Annotated in this window: 1 protein-coding gene; it reads left to right on the plus strand. The window is 78.2% G+C overall.

The annotated features are described in order from the left end of the window. Positions 1–13 precede the first annotated feature (13 nt). The gene (locus tag ACGF0D_RS16820) at positions 14–16,570 is read left to right on the plus strand and encodes an SDR family NAD(P)-dependent oxidoreductase (RefSeq protein ID WP_392916779.1); all 16,557 of its coding nucleotides are present in this window, start codon (positions 14–16) and stop codon (positions 16,568–16,570) included. The last annotated feature ends 5 nt before the right edge of the window (positions 16,571–16,575 follow it).

Genomic DNA, 16,575 nt, shown 5'->3' on the forward strand with positions numbered 1-16,575 from the left:
GGAGTCGGAACCGATGGACCAGCCGCCCGCCGCCGGACCAGCCCTCGACGAGGAGCCGGACGTCCCCGTCGCGGTGATCGGCCTGGCCTGCCGGTTCCCCGGGGCGTCCTCCCCCGAGGCGTACTGGCGGCTGCTGAGCGAGGGCCGCAGCGCCGTCGGCCCGACCCCGCCCGAGCGCTGGGACGCCGAGGCCTGGTACGGCGACGGCGACCTCGACGCCCCCGGGCGGGCGGACCTGCGGCACGGCGGCTTCCTGGACTGGCCCACCGTCACCGGCTTCGACGCCGAGTTCTTCGGCATCGGCCCGCGCGAGGCCGCCGCGACGGACCCGCAACAGCGCCTGATGCTGGAACTCGGCTGGGAGGCGCTGGAGAACGCCCGCCTGCTGCCCGAGCGGCTGGCCGGCAGCGCGACCGGCGTCTTCGTCGGCGCGATCTGGGACGACTACGCGGCCCTGCTGCACCGCGACGGCGCCGGCGCCACCACCCGGCACTGGGCGGCGGGCCTGCAGCGCGGGGTGATCGCCAACCGGCTCTCCCACGCCCTGGGGCTGGCCGGGCCGAGCCTGGTGGTGGACACCGCCCAGTCCTCCTCCCTGGTCGCCCTGCACCTGGCCTGCGAGAGCCTGCGCCGCGGCGAGAGCACCCTCGCCCTGGCCGGCGGGGTGAACCTGGACCTCGCGGTGGAGAACGCGGTCACCGCCGCCAAGCTCGGCGGCCTCTCCCCGGACGGCCGCTGCTACACCTTCGACGCCCGCGCCAACGGCTACGTCCGCGGCGAGGGCGGCGGCCTGGTGGTGCTCCAGCGGCTCGACGACGCGCTCGCCCAGGGCTCGCCCGTCCTGTGCGTGATCCGGGGCAGCGCGGTGAACAACGACGGCGGCGGCTCCGGCAGCCTGACCGCGCCCGACGCGCGGGCCCAGGAGGCCGTGATCCGGCGGGCCTACCGCCGCTCCGGCATCGACCCGGCCGAGGTCCAGTACGTGGAGCTGCACGGCACCGGCACCCGGGCGGGCGACCCGGTGGAGGCGGCCGCCCTGGGCGCCGTCGTGGGCCGCGCGCGCCGGGCGGCGCACGACGAAGGGGCCCGCGGCCCGCTGCGAGTGGGGTCGGTCAAGACCAACCTCGGCCACCTCGAGGGCGCGGCCGGCATCGCCGGCTTCCTCAAGGTCGCCCTGAGCATCCGGCACGGGCTCGTCCCGCCGAGCCTCAACTACCGGACGCCCAACCCGGACATCCCGCTGGACGAGCTGAACCTCGCGGTCCACACCGAGCTGTCGCCCTGGCCGCGGCAGGGCCGCCGACTCGTCGCCGGGGTCAGCTCGTTCGGGCTCGGCGGCACCAACTGCCACGTGGTGGTGACCGGCCCGCCGGACACCCCGACGGGAGGGGCCGACCAGCCGCCGGCCGAACCCGCCGCCGTACCGTGGCCGCTGTCCGCCCGCAGCGGCGCCGCGCTGCGCGCCCAGGCCGCCCGCCTCGCCGACTTCCTGACGGAACACCAGGACGCCGGGCCGGCCGAGGTCGGGCTCGCCCTGGCCACCACCCGCTCGGTGTTCGAGCACCGCGCGGTGGTGGTCGGCGCCGACCGCGCGGAGCTGCTCGCCGGCCTCACCGCCCTGGCCGAGGACCGGCCCGCCCGCAACGCCGTGGCGCCCACCACCCCGGCCGTGCACGGCCGCACCGTGCTGGTCTTCCCCGGCCAGGGGTCCCAGTGGGCGGCCATGGGAAGGGAGTTGCTCGCGGACAGCGAGGTCTTCGCCGAGCGGATCGCCGCCTGCGAGGAGGCGCTCGCCGAGTTCGTCGACTGGTCGCTCACCGCGGTGCTGCGCGGCGAGCCCGGGGCGCCGTCACTGGAGCGGGTGGACGTCGTGCAGCCCGCCCTGTGGGCGGTCATGGTCTCGCTCGCCGCGGTGTGGCGGGCCCACGGCGTGACGCCGGACGCCGTGGTCGGCCACTCGCAGGGCGAGATCGCCGCCGCCCACGTCGCCGGGGTGCTGTCGCTGCGGGACGCGGCCAAGGTCGTCGCCCTGCGGGCGCAGGCGCTCACCCGGCTCGCCGGGACCGGCGCGATGGCCTCCGTGCCGCTGCCCGTCGCCGAGGTCGCCGAGCGGATCGCGCCCTGGCGCGACCGGGTCTCGGTGGCCGCCGTCAACGGCCCCTCCGCCACCGTGCTCGCCGGCGACGGCGCCGTCCTCGACCAACTGCTCGCCGCCTACCAGGCGGAGGACGTCCGGGCCCGGCGGATCGACGTCGACTACGCCTCGCACTCCCCCGGCGTCGAGGCCGTCCGGGACGAACTGCTCGCCGCGCTCGCCGACATCACCCCGCTCCCGGCCGCCGCGGACGTCGCCTTCTACTCGACCGTCACCGCCGGCCCGGTCGCCGACACCACCGCGCTGGACGCCGACTACTGGTACCGGAACCTGCGCGGCACCGTCTGGTTCGAGGAGACCGTCCGCGCCCTGCTCGCCGACGGGCACCGGCTGTTCGTGGAGTCCAGCCCGCACCCCGTCCTCGCCGTCGGCGTCCAGGAGGCCGCCGAGGCGTGGACCACCCCGCAGGACCCGGCCGCCGTCGTCGGCACGCTCCGGCGTGAGGACGGCGGCCGCACCAGGCTGCTCGGCTCGCTCGCCCAGGCCCAGGTCGCGGGCGCCGCCGTGGACTGGACGCCGTTCTTCGGCGCCGCCCGGCCGGTCGGGCTGCCCACCTACGCCTTCCAGCGCACGCCGTACTGGCTTCCCGGGACCGCCGCTCCCGCCCCGTCGGCGCCCGCCGCCGAGGCCCCGCGGCCCGGCGGCACCCCGGCCGACCGGTCCGGGACGGCACGGCCGCTGGCCGACCGGCTGGCCGCACTGCCGGAGTCCGAGCGGGAGGCCCCGCTGCTCGACCTGGTACGGGAGCAGACCGCGGCCGTCCTCGGCCACGAGTCCGGCGGCTCGGTCGACCCGGGCCGGGCCTTCAAGGAGTCGGGCTTCGACTCGATCGCCGCCGTCGAACTGCGCAACCGGCTGAACGCGGCGACCGGGCTGCGACTGCCGACCACCGCCGTCTTCGCCCACCCCACCCCCCGGGCGCTGGCCGCCCACCTGCTGACCGGGCTGCTCGGCACGCCCGCCGCCGGGCCGTCGGAGCCCGTCGCCCCGCCCGCCGCCGACACCGACGACCCGGTGGTGATCGTCGGCATGGCCTGCCGCTTCCCCGGCGGGGCGAACGGCCCGGAGGAACTGTGGCGGCTGGTCGCCGACGGACGGGACGCCGTCAGCGGCTTCCCCGACAACCGGGGCTGGGACCTCGACGCGCTCCACCATCCCGACCCGGGGCACTCCGGCACCTCCTACACCCGGCACGGCGGCTTCCTGTACGACGCCGACCGCTTCGACGCCGGGTTCTTCGGCCTGTCCCCGCGCGAGGCCCTGGCCACCGACCCGCAGCAGCGGCTGCTGCTGGAGGTCGCCTGGGAGGCCTTCGAGCGGGCCGGGATCGACCCCGCGCCGCTGCGCGGCAGCCGGACCGGCGTCTTCACCGGACTGATGGCCTCCGACTACGGGCCGCGCCTCCACGAGGGCGAGGACGGCACCGACGGCTACCTGCTCACCGGCAGCGCGGGCAGCGTGGCCTCCGGCCGGCTCGCCTACGTGCTCGGGCTGGAGGGCCCGGCCGTCAGCGTCGACACCGCCTGCTCGTCCTCGCTGGTGGCGCTGCACCTGGCCGCCCAGTCACTGCGCTCGGGCGAGAGCGACCTCGCCCTGGCCGGCGGCGTGACGGTGATGTCCACACCGGGCACCTTCGTCGAGTTCAGCCGCCAGCGCGGGCTGTCCGAGGACGGGCGCTGCAAGCCCTTCGCCGCCGCGGCGGACGGCACCGGCTGGGGCGAGGGCGTCGGCGTCCTGCTGCTGGAACGCCTCTCCGACGCACGCCGCAACGGGCACCGGGTGTTGGCCGTGGTGCGCGGCAGCGCGGTCAACCAGGACGGCGCCAGCAACGGCCTCACCGCCCCCAACGGCCCCGCCCAGGAACGCGTCCTGCGCCAGGCCCTCACCAACGCCGGACTCACCACCACCGACATCGACGCCATCGAGGCCCACGGCACCGGCACCACCCTCGGCGACCCCATCGAAGCCGAGGCGATCCTCGCCGTCTACTGCCCCCACCGCACCTCGCAACAACCGCTCCACCTCGGCTCCGTCAAGTCCAACCTCGGCCACACCCAGGCCGCCGCCGGCGTCGCCGGCGTCATCAAGATGGTCATGGCCATGCGCCACGGCACCCTGCCCCGCACCCTCCACATCGACGAACCCACCCCCCACGTCGACTGGTCCACCGGCACCGTGACCCTCCTCACCGAGAACACCCCCTGGCCCGCCGCCGGCCGCCCCCGCCGAGCCGGCGTCTCCTCCTTCGGCATCAGCGGCACCAACGCCCACGTCATCCTCGAGGAGCCGGACGAGGCGCCGTCCGCCGCACCGGCGACCGCCGACGGCCCGCTGCCGCTGGTGCTGTCCGCGAAGACCCCCGAGGCGCTGCGCGAGCAGGCCCTACGGCTCACCCGGCACCTGAACGCCGACCCAGAGGCCCATCCGGCCGACGTGGCGTACACCCTGGCCACCACCCGCTCCGCCTTCGAGCACCGCGCGGTGGTCCTCGGCGCCGACCGGGCGGAGCTGCTCGCCGGGCTCGCCGCCGTGGCCGCCGGCCGCACCGGCGTGACGGCCCCCGCCGAGGGCGCCGCCGGCCTCGCGGCGGCCGCCGCCGAGGACTTCGTCCAGGGGCTGGCCGTGGACTGGGCGGTGCTGTTCACGGACAGCGGCGCCCGGGTGGTCGAGCTGCCCACCTACCCGTTCCGCCGGGACCGGTACTGGTGGCAGCCCGCCGCACGCCCCGACTCCGCCGGCGCCGCCCCCGACGAGGCCGAGCAGCGGTTCTGGGCCGCGGTGGAGCAGGGCGACGCCGAGGCCGTCGCCACCGAGCTCGACCTCGGCTCCGCGCCGGACGCCCCCGCCGCCGAGGCGCTGTCCGCGGCGCTGCCGGTGCTGTCCCGCTGGCACGGGCGCCGACGCGCGCGGGCCGCGCAGGACGCCCTGCGCTACCGGGTCCGCTGGCACCGGGTCGGCCCGGCCACGGACGCCACCCCCGGCGGACGCTGGCTGCTGGCCGTCCCGGCGGAAGCCGGACGGAGCGGTCCGTGGACGGAGGCGGCCGTACGGGCGCTGACCGTCCGGGGCGCCGAGGTCCGGCAGGTCGCCGTCGACCCGGCCGCGGACCGGACCCGCGTCGCCGAGCGGCTGCGCGCCGCACTGGACGGCTTCCGCCCGACCGGAGTGCTGTCCCTGCTCGCCCTGGCCGAAGGACCACTGGCCGACCACCCGTCCGTACCCGCCGGCCTGGCCGCCTCGCTCGCGCTGACCCAGGCCCTCGGCGAGCTGGAGCCGGCTGCCCCGGTCTGGTACGCCACCAGCGACGCCGTGGGCACCGGGGCCGGGGACCGGGTGCGCGACCCGGAGCAGGCCCAACTGTGGGGCCTGGGACGGATCGTCGCCCTGGAGCACCCCGAGCGCTGGGGCGGGCTGGTCGACCTGCCCGCCGAGGCCGACGACGCGTCCACGGACCACCTGGCCGAGGTGCTGACCGGCGACGGCGCGGAGGACCAGCTCGCGATCCGGCCGCTCGGGGTGTTCGCCCGCCGCCTCGAACGCTCCCCCGCCCCGCCGCACGCCCACCGCGCGTGGCGCACCCGGGGCACCGCCCTGGTCACCGGCGGCACCGGCGCGCTCGGCGCACTGGTCGCCCGGCGGCTGGCGCGGGCCGGCGCCGAACACCTGCTACTGGTCAGCCGCCGCGGCGAACAGGCGCCCGGCGCCGAGGAGTTGCGGGCCGAACTGGCCGCGCTCGGCGCCCGCGTCACGTTCGCCGCCTGCGACGCGGCCGACCGGGACGCGCTCGCCGCCGTCCTCGCCGCCCTGCCGGACGACCTCCCGCTGACCACCGTGGTGCACGCCGCCGGGCAGCTCGACGACGCCCTGCTCGACGCCCTCACCCCCGACCGGCTGGACCGGGCGCTGCGCGCCAAGGCCACCGCCGCGCGGAACCTGGACGAGCTGACCCGGGGCGCCGACCTGTCCGCCTTCGTGCTCTTCTCCTCCGTGGCCGCCACCTGGGGCCTGCCCGGGCAGGGCGGCTACGCCCCCGGCAACGCCTTCCTCGACGCCCTCGCGGAGCACCGCCGCGCCGAGGGCCTGCCGGCCACCTCCATCGCCTGGGGGCCGTGGGCCGGTGCCGGGATGGCGACCGGCACCGCCGTCGCGGACCAGCTCCACCGCCTCGGCCTGCCCGGTCTCGCCCCCGAGCAGGGCCTCGCCGCGCTGGAGGGGGCGCTCGCCGCCGGCGACGACTGCGTGACCGTGGCCCGGGTCGACTGGGACGCCCTCGTCCCCGCCGTCACGCTCGGCCGCCCGCGCCCGCTGTTCGACACCGTCCCCGAGGCCCGTGAGGCGGCCGCCGGTTCGGCCGCCCCCGGCCCGGACGGCGAGGGGCCGGCCCGACGGCTGGCCGGACTCGATCCGCTGCGGCGCGCGGAGGCGGTGTCGGAGGTCGTGCGCGGGGCCGTCGCGACCGTCCTCGGCTACGCCTCCGCCGAGCAGGTCCGGGAGCACCGGATCTTCTCCGAGCTGGGGCTCACCTCGCTGACGGCCGTGGAACTGCGCAACCGGCTGAGCGCCGCGACCGGGCTGCGGCTGTCCCCCACGCTGGTCTACGACCACCCCACCCCGCGCGCGGTGGCCGAGGTCGTCCTCGCCGGGCTCACCGGCGACGACGCCCGGCCGGCCCCCGCCGTCGCGGCGCGGGCCGCCGACGACGACGAGCCGATCGCGATCGTCGGCATGGCCTGCCGCTACCCCGGCGGCGTGACCTCCCCCGACGGCCTGTGGGACCTCGTCCTCTCCGGCACCGACGCGATCGGCGACCTGCCCGACGACCGCGGCTGGGACATCGGGCGGCTGTTCCACCCGGAGCCGGGACGGCCCGGCACCTCGTACAGCCGGCACGGCGGATTCCTCTACGACGCGGGCGAGTTCGACGCCGCGTTCTTCGGGATCAGCCCGCGTGAGGCGCTCGCCATGGACCCGCAGCAGCGGCTGCTGCTGGAGACCGGCTGGGAGGCCGTCGAACGGGCCGGCATCGACCCGGCCACCCTGCGCGGCAGCGACACCGGGGTCTACGTCGGCGCGTCCAACGGCGAGTACGGGCCGCGCCTGGCGGAGCCGGCCGGCACCGCCGACGGCTACGTGCTGACCGGCAGCGCCGCGAGCGTGGTCTCCGGTCGGCTCGCCTACGCGCTGGGGCTGGAGGGCCCGGCCGTCAGCATCGACACCGCCTGCTCCACCTCCCTGGTGGCACTGCACCTGGCCGCCCGGTCGCTGCGCTCCGGCGAGTGCTCGCTGGCACTGGCGGGCGGGGTGACGGTGATGTCCAGCCCCGGCGTCTTCGTCGAGTTCTCCCGCCAGCGCGGGCTCGCCCCCGACGGGCGCTGCAAGCCGTTCGCCGCGGCGGCGGACGGCACCGGCTGGGGCGAGGGCGTCGGCGTCCTGGTCCTGGAGCGGCTCTCCGACGCCCGCGCCAACGGCCACCCCGTCCTCGCCCTGGTCCGCGGCAGCGCCGTCAACCAGGACGGCGCCAGCAACGGCCTCACCGCCCCCAACGGCCCCGCCCAGGAACGGGTGATCCGCCAGGCCCTCGCCAACGCCGGACTCACCCCCGCCGACGTCGACGCCATCGAGGCGCACGGCACCGGCACCACCCTCGGCGACCCGATCGAGGCCCGGGCCCTGCTGGCGACCTACGGGCAGCACCGCCCGGCGGACCGCCCGGTCCGGCTCGGTTCGGTGAAGTCCAACCTCGGCCACCCGCAGGCCGCCGCCGGCGTCGCCGGGGTGATCAAGATGGTCATGGCGATGCGCCACGGCGTCCTGCCCCGGACCCTGCACGTGGACGAGCCGACCCCGCACGTCGACTGGTCCTCGGGCACGGTGGCGCTGCTCACCGAGAACACCCCCTGGAGCACCGGCGACGACCCGCGCCGGGCCGCCGTCTCCTCCTTCGGCATCAGCGGCACCAACGCCCACGTCATCCTGGAACAGCCCCGGCCCGAGCCCGGGCCCGTCTCGGCACCCGCCGGCCCCGAGGCCGTGCCGTGGGTGCTCTCCGGGCGGACGCCCGGCGCGCTGCGGGCCCGCGCCGAGCAGCTGCTCGCCCTGGCCGCCGGGCAGCCCGGCCCCGACCCGGCGGCCGTGGCCCGCGCCCTGGCCACCACCCGGTCGGCCTTCGAGCACCGCGCCGTCGTGGTCGGCCGGGACCGCGCGGAACTGCTCGCCGGGCTCGCCGCCGTCGCGGCCGGCGGCGAGGGCGTGGTGGCCCCCGGCGGGCAGGTCCCGGCCGCCGCCGAGGACTTCGCCCAGGGGCTCGAGGTGGACTGGACGGCCGTCCTCGGCGCCGCCGACCGCCCCGCGGTCGAGCTGCCCACCTACCCCTTCCAGCGCACCCGGTACTGGCTGGAGACCCCCGCCGCCCCGGCCGGGGGCGCGCCGCACGCGACCGGTCAGCGGCCGGTGGACCATCCGCTGCTGTCCTCGGTGCTGCACCTCGCGGGAACCGACGAGTACGTCCTCACCGGCCGGCTGGCCGAGCGGACGCAGCCCTGGCTCGGGGACCACCGGGTCGCCGGCGCCGTCCTGCTGCCCGGCACCGCCTTCGTCGAACTCGCGCTCCGCGCCGGCGAGCAGGTCGGCTGCGCGTCGGTCGACGAACTCGGCCTCACCGCACCGCTGCTGCCCCCGCCGGCCGGCGGCGTCGCCCTCCAGGTGGCGGTGGGCGCGGCCGACGAAGCGGGCCGCCGGAGCATCCGGATCTTCTCCCGCGCCGAACACGCCGGCGCGGGCCTGCCGTGGACGCAGCACGCCACCGGGCTGCTCGCGCCCGTTCCCGAGCGGCCCGCCGACCCGGCCGAGGAGTGGCCGCCGCCAGGCGCCACGGCGATCGACACCGCCGACCTGTACGAGCGGCTGGCCCGCCGGGGCTACGGCTACGGCCCGGCGTTCCGGAACCTGGTCCGGGCCTGGCGCAGTGGCGAGGACGTCCTCGCCGAGGTGGCCCTGACCGGCGCCGAGCAGGCCGAGGCCGAGCGGTACGCGGTGCACCCGGCCCTGTTCGACGCGGCCCTGCACACCATCGGCCTGGTCGCGGACGGCGAGGCTCCGGCCGTACTGCCGTTCGCCTGGCAGCGGGTGTCGGCGCCGGTCCGGGGCGCGGCCGCCCTGCGGGTCCGGCTCGGCCTCGCCGGGCCGGGCGAGGCCACGCTCACCGCCCACGACGCGGACGGGCACCCGGTGGCCTCCGTCGGGGCCGTCGTGCTGCGCCCGGCACCGGCGGACCTGACGGCCGGGCGGCCGGAGGCCGGCGAGAGCGGGCTCTACCGGCTCGACTGGCCCGCCGCCCCCGCCCCGGTGGCGGCGGCACCGACCGGACGGCGGGCGGTGCTCGGCGCGGACGACCTGCTGCCGGGTGAGCCGGCCCCGCGCTGGGCCGACCTCACCGCGCTGCGCGCCGCGCTCGACGCCGGTGAGCCGGTGCCGGACCTGGTGTTCGCCGCCGTACGCCCGGCGGACGCCCCGGACCCCGGCTCCGCCGCCGACCGGGCCCTGGCGACGACGGCTCGGGCGCTGGCCCTGGTCCAGGCGTGGCTGGCCGAGGAGCGGTTGGCCCCGGCGCGGCTGGTCCTGGTGACCCGCTCCGCCGTGGCCGTGGCCGTGGCCGACGGCGAGACGCCCGACCCCGCCGAGGCCGCCGTCTGGGGGCTGCTGCGCTCCGCGCAGACCGAGCACCCCGGTCGCCTGGTCCTCGCCGACCTCGACGACGCCCCCGCCTCCGCCCGCGCGCTGGCGCCCGCGGCGGCCGGCGAGGAACCCCAACTGGCCCTGCGCGCGGGCACCGTACGGGTGCCCCGGCTGGCCCGGGCGGGCGTCCCCGAGCTGCGGTCGCCGCGTCCGCTCGACCCGGACGGCACGGTGCTGATCACCGGCGGGACCGGGTTGCTCGGGCGGCTCGTCGCCCGCCACCTGGTCTCCGAGCACGGCGCCCGGCACCTGCTGCTGGCCAGTCGCGGCGGCGAACAGTCGCCCGGTGTGGCGGAGTTGGTGACCGAGCTGGCCGGGCTGGGGGCCCGCACCACGGTGGTCGGCTGCGACCTCGCCGACCGCGCGCAGGTGGCGGCCCTGCTGGCGGGCGTGCCCGCCGAGCACCCGCTGACGGCCGTGGTGCACGCGGCCGGGGTCCTGGACGACGGCGCGATCGGCTCGCTGACCGCCGAGCGGCTGGCGGGCGTCCTGCGCCCGAAGGCCCATGCGTCCCTGCACCTGCACGAGTTGACGCAGGGCCTGGACCTCTCGGCGTTCGTGCTGTTCTCCTCGGCCGCCGGGCTGCTCGGCTCGGCCGGCCAGGGCAACTACGCCGCCGCCAACGCCTTCCTGGACGCCCTCGCCGTCCACCGCCGCGGCCTCGGCCTGCCCGCGACCTCGCTGGCCTGGGGGCTGTGGGCGGAGCGCAGCGGGCTGACCGCCGGACTCGACGAGGCCGACCTGTCCCGCCTCGCCCGGGTGGGCGTACGGCCGTTGAGCACCGCGCACGGGCTGGCCCTGCTGGACGCCGCGCTGGCCGCCGACGAACCGTTCCTCGCACCGGCGCGCCTCGACCCCGCCTCGGCGGCGGGCACCGGGGGCGCTCCCGGAGCGGCCCCGCTCGCGCCGCTGCTGCGCGCCCTGGTCCGTCCGGAGCCGGCCCACCGCCCCGCCCCGGCGCCCGCCCCGACGGCCGGGCTGTCCACCCGGGTGCGCACCCTGGACGAGACGGAGCGGCTGCGCGAACTGGCCGCCGCGGTACGGGCCGAGGCCGCGGCCGTCCTCGGGCTCGACGCCCTGGACGAGTCGCAGGACGGCCGGGCCTTCGCCCAGCTGGGCATGGACTCCCTGACCGCGCTCGAACTGCGCAACCGGCTGGGCGCGTTGACCGGGCTGACGCTCCCCGCCGGGCTGGTCTTCGACCGCCCGACCCCGCAGGAGCTGGCGGGCTACCTGGCGTCCCGGCTGCTGGGTGCCGAGGAGGCCGCGCCCGCCCCGGCGCGCGCGGCGGCGCCCACCGCCGAGGAGCCGATCGCGATCGTCGCGATGGCCTGCCGCTACCCCGGCGGCGCCACCACCCCCGAGGCCCTGTGGGCGCTGGTCGCGAACGGCGTCGACGCCGTCGGCGAGCTGCCCGGGAACCGCGGCTGGGACCTCGCCGGGCTGTACGACCCGGACCCGGGCAAGCCCGGCAAGAGCTACGCGCGCCACGGGGCGTTCCTGCGCGACGCCACCGCGTTCGACGCCGCGTTCTTCGGGATCAACCCGCGCGAGGCGCTCGCCATGGACCCGCAGCAGCGGCTGCTGCTGGAGACCGGCTGGGAGGCCGTCGAACGGGCCGGCATCGACCCGACCGGCCTGCGCGGCAGCCGGACCGGCGTCTTCGCGGGCGTGATGTACCACGACTACGGCTCGTGGGCGCGCCGGGTGCCCGCGGAGGTCGAGGGCTACCTCGGCTCCGGAACGGCCGGCAGCGTGGCCTCCGGCCGGGTGGCGTACGCGCTGGGGCTGGAGGGCCCGGCCGTCAGCGTCGACACCGCCTGTTCGTCCTCGCTGGTGGCGCTGCACCTGGCAGCCCAGTCACTGCGCTCGGGCGAGAGCGACCTCGCCCTGGCCGGTGGCGTGACGGTGATGTCGACGCCCACGCCGTTCATCGAGTTCTCCCGCCAGCGCGGGCTCGCCCCCGACGGCCGCTGCAAGCCCTTCGCCGCCGCCGCGGACGGCACCGGCTGGGGCGAGGGCGTCGGCGTCCTGCTGCTGGAACGCCTCTCCGACGCCCGTCGCAACGGGCACCCCGTCCTCGCCCTGCTGCGCGGCAGCGCCGTCAACCAGGACGGCGCCAGCAACGGCCTCACCGCCCCCAACGGCCCCGCCCAGGAACGCGTCCTGCGCCAGGCCCTCACCAACGCCGGACTCACCACCACCGACATCGACGCCATCGAGGCCCACGGCACCGGCACCACCCTCGGCGACCCCATCGAAGCCGAGGCGATCCTCGCCGTCTACGGCCCCCACCGCACCCCGCAACAACCACTGCACCTCGGCTCCGTCAAGTCCAACCTCGGCCACACCCAGGCCGCCGCCGGCGTCGCCGGCGTCATCAAGATGGTCATGGCCATGCGCCACGGCACCCTGCCCCGCACCCTCCACATCGACGAACCCACCCCCCACGTCGACTGGTCCACCGGCACCGTGACCCTCCTCACCGAGAACACCCCCTGGCCCGCCGCCGGCCGCCCCCGCCGAGCCGGCGTCTCCTCCTTCGGCATCAGCGGCACCAACGCCCACGTCATCCTGGAACAGGCCCCGGTGGAGCGGGCCGCGGCCCGGGCCGCCACGCCGCCGCGCCGCACCGACGGCTCGGCCGTCCCGTGGCTGCTGTCCGCCCGCAGCGCCGACGGGCTGCGCGCCCAGGCCGTCCGGCTGCGCGAACGCCTCGACGAACGCCCGGACCTGCGCCCGCTCGACCTCGGCTACTCGCTGGCCACCGGACGGACGGCCTTCGAGCACCGGGCCGCGCTGGTGTCCACGACCCGCGCGGACTTCCTGGAGCGGCTGGACGAGCTGATCGCCGACCCGGCGCCGCCCGGGCGGCGCACCGGCGGGCGGCTGGCCTTCCTGTTCGCCGGCCAGGGCAGCCAGCGGCTCGGCATGGGCCGCGGCCTCCACACGCGTCACCCGGTGTTCGCCGCGGCCTTCGACGAGGTCTGCGCCGAGCTGGACCGGCACCTGCCGCGCCCGCTGCGGGAGGTGCTCGACGCCGCACCGGACTCCGAGGCGGCCGGGCTGCTGGACCGCACCGAGTACACCCAACCCGCCCTGTTCGCGGTCGAGGTGGCGCTGTTCCGGCTGCTGGAGTCCTGGGGCGTACGGCCGGACGTGCTGGCCGGCCACTCCGTGGGGGAACTCGCCGCCGTGCACGTCGCCGGGGTACTGGACCTGGCCGACGCGGCCGTGCTGGTGACCGCCCGGGCGCGGCTGATGCAGGCCCTTCCGCCGGGCGGGGCGATGGTGGCGGTGGCCGCCGCCGAGGCCGAGGTGTCGCCGCTGCTGACCGAGGGCGCGGCCCTCGCCGCCGTCAACGGGCCGTCCGCCGTGGTCCTCTCCGGCCGGACGGACGCGGTGCTGGCGATCGCCGAGCAGCTGGCCGGGCACGGCCGGCGGACCGCGAGGCTGCGGGTCAGCCACGCCTTCCACTCCCCGCTGATGGACCCGATGCTGGACGAACTACGAGCGGTAGCGGCCTCGCTGACGTACCGTCAGGCTCGGATCCCGATCGTCTCCACGGTGACCGGACGCCCGGCGACGGCGGAGGAGCTCGGCTCGCCGGACTACTGGGCGCAGCAGGTCCGCCGGCCCGTCCGGTTCCACGACGCGGTACGGCAGCTGACCGAGGACGGCGTGACCACCCTGCTGGACGTCGGCCCGGACGGCTCGCTCGCCACCCTCGCCGCCGGCGAGGAGGCCGGCCGGGCGGTCGCCGCACTGCGCCGCGACCGGCCCGAACCGGACGCGCTGGCCGACGCGTTGGGCCGACTGCACGTGCGCGGCACGGCCGTCGACTGGGCGGCGTACTTCACCGGCTCCGGCGCACGGCGGGTCGACCTGCCGACCTACGCCTTCCAGCCGGAGCACTACTGGCTGCCCGCCTCACCCGACCCGGACCCGGACGGCCCCGGCCCGGCGAGCGCCGGCCTCGACGCCTCCGGCCACCCGCTGCTCGGCGCGTTCGTCGAACTGCCCGACAGCGACGAGCTGGTGTGCACCGGACGGCTCTCCCTCGCCACCCACCCCTGGCTGGCCGACCACGCCGTGCGCGGCGAGGTCCTGCTGCCCGGCGCCGCCTTCGTGGAACTCGCGCTGGAGGCGGGCGCCCGCCTGGGCTGCGACCGACTGGCCGAACTCACCCTGCGCAGCCCGCTGGTGCTGCCCGAACGGGAGCAGGACGGCGTCCGACTGCGCATCCGGGTCGCCGAGCCCACCGCCGACGGGCGCCGCCCGCTGTCGGTGTACGCCCGCCCCGACCGGGCCGCCCGGGGCGCGCTGTGGACCCTGCACGCCACCGGTGTCCTCGCCGAGGGAACACCCCCCGGAGCGGAGCTGGCCGAGTGGCCGCCGCCCGGCGCCGTCCCCGTCGAGGTCGACGGCCTGTACGAGCGGATGGCGGCCACCGGGGTGGGGTACGGCCCGGCCTTCCGGGGCCTGGGCGCGGCCTGGATCCACGACGGCCGGGTCCTCGCCGAGGTGGCGCTGCCCGAGCAGGCCGCCGCCGGGGCCGGCCGGTACGGACTGCACCCCGCCCTGCTCGACGCCGCCCTGCACGCCGCCGCGCTCCTCGGTCCGGACGCGGACGCGCCCGCCGCCGTACCGCGGCTGCCGTTCACCTGGTCCGAGGTGGCGCTGCACGCCACCGGCGCGGACCGGCTGCGGGTGCGGATCACCGTCGACGGCGACACCCTGACGCTCGACGTCGCGGACGCCACCGGGGCGCCCGTCGCGACCGTCGGCTCGCTGCTGCTGCGCCCCGCCGGCCCCGGCACCGCCGCCGACCGCCCGCTGTACGAGCTGCGCTGGCGCCCCGCGCCCGCCGACCCGGCGCCCGCCGAGGAGAGCTGGGCCGCGATCGGCCCGGACGCCCCGGCCGGACCGCCCGGCACCAGGACCGTCCGGTACGCCGACGTCGACGCGCTGTTCGCCGCCGTCGAGCACGGCACCCCGGCGCCGGACGCGGTGTCCGTCCGGGCGGCCGCCGGTACCGGCGGCAGCGTTCCGGAGCGCACCCGGACGGCGGTCAACCACACCACCGCGCTGCTTCGCTGCTGGACGTCCGACCAGCGCCTGGACGCCACCCGGCTGGTCCTGGCGACCCGCGACGCGGTGGCCGCCACGCCCGAGGACCCGGCGGTCGATCCGGCCGCGGCCGCGGTGTGGGGCCTGGTGCGGTCCGTCCAGAGCGAGCACCCCGGCCGGGTCGTGCTGGTCGACACCCGCCTCGGCGCCGACGCGGCCCTGCCCGCGGCCGTCGGCTCCGGTGAGCCCCAGTTCGCCGTGCGCGCCGGCGCCGCCCTGGTGCCCCGGCTCACCGCGGCGCCCGGCCCGTCCGGCCCGCCCGCCGCGCCGGTGTTCGGGCCCGAGGGCACCGTGCTGGTCACCGGCGGCACCGGAGGCCTGGGCGCGCTGCTCGCCCGGCACCTGGTCGCCGGGCACGGCGTCCGCTCCCTGCTGCTGGTCGGCCGACGCGGCCCGGACACGCCCGGCGCCGACCGGCTGGCCGCCGAACTCGGCGAACTGGGCGCCCGGGTGCGGATCGCCGCCTGCGACGTGTCCGACCGCACCGCCCTCGCGCGGCTCCTCGACACCCTGCCCGCCGACCGGCCGCTCGCCGCCGTGGTGCACTGCGCCGGGGCGCTCGACGACGGCGTGCTCGAATCGCTCACGCCCGGGAGCCTCGACCGGGTGCTGCGCCCCAAGGCCGACGCGGCCTGGCACCTGCACGAACTGACCACGGAACTGAAGCCCGCCGCGTTCGTGCTGTACTCCTCCGTCGCCGGCACGCTCGGCTCCGCCGGGCAGGGCAACTACGCGGCCGCCAACGCCTTCCTGGACGGCCTCGCCGCGCACCGCCGCGCCCTCGGACTGCCCGCCACCGCGCTCGCCTGGGGCTGGTGGGGCGGCGGGGCGGGCATGGCCGGCGCCTTCGACGAGGCCGACCGGGCCCGGCTGGCCCGGGCCGGCATCGCCGCCCTGGAACCGCCGGAGGCACTGGCCCTGTTCGACGCCGCGCTCGGCCTGGACGCGGCGGCGCTCGCCCCGGTCCGGCTCGACCCCGCCGTGCTGCGGGCCCGCGCCGACCAGGACGTGCTCTCCCCGGTCCTGAAGGAGCTGGCCACCGGCGGCGCCCGCCCGGTCCACCGCCGCGCCGCCGCCGCCCGCCCGGCGCCCGCCCCCGCGTGGCGGGAGCGGCTGCGGGACACCGCGGCGGGGCAGCGCGAGCACCTGCTGGTCGACCTGGTGCGCCGCGAGGTGGCCAAGGTCCTCGGCCGGCCCTCGCACGCCGCCGTGGCGGCCCACGACCGGCTGCTCGACCTGGGCTTCGACTCCCTCACGGCGGTGGAACTGCGCAACCGGATCGGCGAGTTGTGCGGCCTCCAGCTGCCGACCACGCTGGTCTTCGACCATCCCACCCCCGCGCGCCTGGCCGCCCACCTGCTGGAGCGGCTCGACGACGGCCCGGCCGGGACCGCGGCCCCCGCCGCCACGGCGCCCGCGCCGGCCGCCCCACCCGCCGATCCTGCAGCCGAAGAGGCACCCGACCACCCGGCGGCGGCCGACCCCGCCCTCGCCGGTCTCGGCCGGGACGAACTGCTCGCCTTCATCGACGAGAACCTCAGAAGGCCCTGACCACC

This window comes from Kitasatospora sp. NPDC048298 (assembly GCF_043201465.1).
Lineage (GTDB): Bacteria > Actinomycetota > Actinomycetes > Streptomycetales > Streptomycetaceae > Kitasatospora.